The organism is Chitinophaga sp., from assembly GCF_036566945.1.
Taxonomy (GTDB): Bacteria; Bacteroidota; Bacteroidia; order Chitinophagales; family Chitinophagaceae; genus Chitinophaga.
Genome location: NZ_DATCVJ010000555.1, coordinates 1 through 3,386 on the forward strand (window position 1 = coordinate 1; position 3,386 = coordinate 3,386).

4 protein-coding genes are annotated in these 3,386 nt (G+C 42.6%); 1 reads left to right on the top strand and 3 read right to left on the bottom strand.

All coding sequences use genetic code 11. The annotated features are described in order from the left end of the window. Nucleotides 1-287 precede the first annotated feature (287 nt). The 3 genes from VIP81_RS16900 to VIP81_RS16910 are packed head-to-tail and all read right to left on the bottom strand — an operon-like array spanning nucleotide 288 to nucleotide 2,667. Nucleotides 288-1,082 carry an alpha/beta hydrolase-fold protein gene (locus VIP81_RS16900; RefSeq protein ID WP_331963363.1) on the bottom strand — a complete coding sequence of 265 codons (795 nt, stop codon included), beginning with the start codon at nucleotides 1,080-1,082 and terminating at the stop codon, nucleotides 288-290. A 35-nt stretch (nucleotides 1,083-1,117) separates the two neighbouring features. Next, nucleotides 1,118-1,915 carry an O-methyltransferase gene (locus VIP81_RS16905; RefSeq protein WP_331963366.1) on the bottom strand — a complete coding sequence of 266 codons (798 nt, stop codon included), beginning with the start codon at nucleotides 1,913-1,915 and terminating at the stop codon, nucleotides 1,118-1,120. 14 nt (nucleotides 1,916-1,929) lie between these two features. Then, nucleotides 1,930-2,667, bottom strand: a complete 738-nt coding sequence (locus VIP81_RS16910) for a glycosyltransferase family 2 protein (RefSeq protein ID WP_331963369.1) — start codon at nucleotides 2,665-2,667, stop codon at nucleotides 1,930-1,932. A 186-nt stretch (nucleotides 2,668-2,853) separates the two neighbouring features. Between VIP81_RS16910 and VIP81_RS16915 the strand changes: the two genes are divergently transcribed. Further along, nucleotides 2,854-3,386 (top strand): hypothetical protein (locus VIP81_RS16915; RefSeq protein ID WP_331963372.1); only part of this gene is annotated, 533 nt, incomplete at its 3' end.

The following is a 3,386-nucleotide window of genomic DNA, read 5'->3' on the forward strand; positions in this document are numbered from 1 at the left end:
AATAGGGTTAGGTTTTTCTCCCTGATAAATAACAGGGAGCTTCCCTGGATTTTCATACAATAATTTAAGAACCTGTATTCCTTATCAGAAAAGGAATACAGGCCATGTTATATTCAATTTACCCGGACAACAATGATTTTATAAGATTAAAAGATTTTGGGAGGCATAACCAGTTTCCGCTTATGTCTCCCAAATCTTTTTTAATCCTGTAAAACAAAATCTTGAAAATCATCAACATCAGTATAATCCTGAGTAAGACAAAAAACCTATGGCTTTATTCGCTGTTACTATTTCTTCTTATGTTGAAACAACCAGGTCATTAATCCTGGTTCTACAAATACATTATCCCAGCTGTTGTGACCTACGCCGGGGTATTCTGTATACTTTTCTTCCGCGCCCAATGCTTTCAGTTTAACATCGTATGCCCTGGAAGACTCGACAGGTACTACTTTATCATCGCCGCCATGGAAAATCCATACCGGCACTTTTTTAGCAAAGCGGCCGGCTTCGGCCACATTGCCCGCACCACAGATAGGAAAGGCTGCAGCAAATAATTTGGGGCGTGTGCTGATCATATAAAAAGTACCCATGCCGCCCAGTGATAAACCACCGATATACACCCGTTTGGTATCAATTTTTCCACTGGCCAGCAGACTGTCCAGCAAAGGATTGAGTAAGGCAGTAGGTGGAGTGGGACCTTGATTCAGCGGAAACTCTCCCCGAACAATTTTTCCGGTGCTGTCGCGGTCAAATTTCATGGGCGCCCAGGTGTTATTGTCGGGACATTGCGGAAAAAGTACAAAAGCAGGATAGTTGGCGCGGATACTGTCGCGCAGGAACATATCGCCGCCATGTAATAGCTGGGCATTGTTGTCGGACCCTCTTTCCCCTGCACCATGCAGAAAAACAATCAGGGGATATTTCTTATGCGCGTCGTAGTTGGCCGGCAGCAGCAAACGGTAACGAAGGGTATCACCCTTACGGCTAAACGATTGATAGGTATACTGCGAAAGGTCCTGCGCAGCCACTACCATGCCGGTAGTCAGCAGGCAACCCAGGAGAAAGATTTTCAGATAACGCATAGCGGGAATTTTATACCCAATATACTACCGGAAAATCAGTATTTCAGCGTGAAATGCTGTTTGATTTTAAAATCTTTCCGGAAAAATACCAACCCTATGAAAAACAGGTCGATAGTCATCGTTACCTGCGGGTGGGCCTGTATGGTATGCCAGGCGGATTCCATATCGGGCGTCCAGTGAATATCATCAAAAATGAAAACAGAATACTCGTCCGCAAACTGAAGACATTGCTCGAAGTAAGCCAGTGTAGGCTCTTTACGATGATTACCGTCTATATAAACCCAGTCGGGCAGCTGCATCTGCTTAAGTACATCCGGTAAAACCGCATCAAAGTTACCCGTTACCTGTTCTATGTTCTTAATATGCAGGGCTTCAAAGTTTTTAGCCGCGCGGGCAGCGATGTTAGGGCAGCCTTCGATGGTATATATCCTGGCATGCGGAGCCGCTTTTGCCATATATGCCGTAGAAAGGCCCATAGAAGTCCCCAATTCAAGGATACGGCCCGGTTGGAGGTATTGTATCAGCCGGTAGAATAACTGCCCGAATTTAGGCTGTTTTGCTGCATAACGGGTAATATCCCGTACGCGACGCTCATTACCGGCCGATACTAGTGACCCTGCGCCCAGATCGGTGACCTGCAGCGTTTCGTTACTCTTCAATAATTGTTTGCGCAACTGCTCTATTTCCCTAAAAGCAGCATGTGGCTTCTTGTCAAGCAATACGTCTTCTATCAGCGCATACACAAAAGGTGAATGAACATCATGACGATTACCTGAGGTGAAATAATATTTCAGATATTTCCCGGCTAAATTATACTGTTGCGCTAAACCCACTGGCTATATTAATTTTAATAAATCTTTCCTTTCATCATGCCCCACATATGCAAACGATGCTGCAGGGATACTCTCAATACACCCAGGCCGTAAATGGCACTGCGCTTGAAATTTATACTGGAGGCTTCGTCAAAATATTTGGTAGGACAGGTTATTTCTGCAATATCGTATCCTTTCATAAATATCTGCGAAACCATTTCATTATCAAACACAAAATCATCATTATCAGCCATATAGTTAATATCACGCAGCACTTCCGCCGAAAATGTACGGTAGCCTGTATGGTATTCACTCAGCTTCTGACCAATCAGGATGTTTTGTGTCAGTGTTAAGAAACGATTAAATATATATTTATACATCGGCATCCCCCCTTTCAGGGCGCCTTTTCCAAGAATTCTGGACCCGAATACCACCGGATACACATCATTGGCAATGATACTACACATCGCTGTAATCAGCTTAGGTGTATACTGGTAATCGGGATGCAGCATCACTACTATATCAGCTCCCAGGTCAAGGGCTTTGTTATAACAGGATTTCTGATTACCGCCGTAACCTTTGTTGTTATCATGACGGATCAGGTGTTTAATACCCAGTTGTCGCCCTACTTCCAGGGTTTCATCTTTACTGGCATCATCCACCAGAACTACATCATCAACTATATCAAAAGGGATCTCCCGGAATGTTTTTTCCAGCGTAAGTGCTGCGTTGTAGGCCGGTAATACAACCACAATCTTTTTGTTGTTAAGCATGAAAGTGGATCAAATTTGGACGCAAAGGTAAGTCACCTGCCGATAATTCAAAATATATCATAGAAAAGCATTATTTCACCACCTATCATGATTTAATTTTAACTGTTATTAATTATTTATCTTTGCGTGATGATGTTTTTGGCATCATATTTTCTTAAATTTTTGTTAACAAAAAGCAAAAACAACATGTTAAAACACCTACCAACGGAAATGAAGCATGATAAACGCTTGACTAACAAGCCCGATGAGTCGTTACCGTTAGTACACCTGGCCCAAAGATTTTTCACTACTGGATGGATTAAATTTATACCAGCATCTCTTGTTTTACTTTTTACTTTTCAAACGGTGCATGCACAGGATCCGGAACTCAAAAGTACCACTGCTCCTGTTATCAAGACGCAGGATACCACTATCCGCAAACTATTGGAAGAAGTACAACGGATCACGGATAACGATAAGCAAAATTCCAATGCCATACAGGCGCTCTTGCAGGGCAAGGACTTCGATAATATGACCAAATATGACCTGATCAAAAATAATATTATCAATGCCAGCGAAACTTATTACCTGCTTAACAAAAAAATAATTGATCTCAAGTCCCGCACCACTACCAACAACCTGGATGTATTCATCACTTCATTGAATAACCCCGAAAGTAAAGCCCTCGGATTTTCACTGAGCGATCGCATCGTAGAGCTGGTACAAAAAATCATCCTTCA